This window comes from Blautia sp. DFI.1.216 (assembly GCF_020594215.1).
Classification (GTDB): Bacteria; Bacillota; Clostridia; order Lachnospirales; family Lachnospiraceae; genus Blautia_A; species Blautia_A wexlerae.
This window is the reverse complement of record NZ_JAJDML010000252.1, coordinates 1-234: the sequence shown is the minus strand read 5'-3', so window position 1 is coordinate 234 and position 234 is coordinate 1. Positions and strand designations below refer to the sequence as shown.

The window sequence follows — 234 nt, the reverse complement described above, 5'->3', positions numbered from 1 at the left end:
CGGAGGACACCAAAGCCGGAATGATACAGGCGTATCTTGATAAGTACACCGGGAGCATGGTCTGTTCCAAGCAGCTTTACAAGGAAGCCTTGAACCATACCTTTGACGAGCCGAAGCAATGGGAAATCCGGGAAATCAACGAGATTATGAACCAGTGCATTACCGGCTGGCGGTACTTTCCGAACCCAAGAATGTTTTCCGAATATGGCAGACAAAAGGGCTGGGAGCGTGAAA

Annotated in this window: 1 pseudogene; it reads left to right on the top strand. The window is 49.6% G+C overall.

Annotated elements, in window-relative coordinates:
- Positions 1–234, top strand: a pseudogene (locus LJE11_RS21020) (virulence-associated E family protein); the annotation flags it as partial.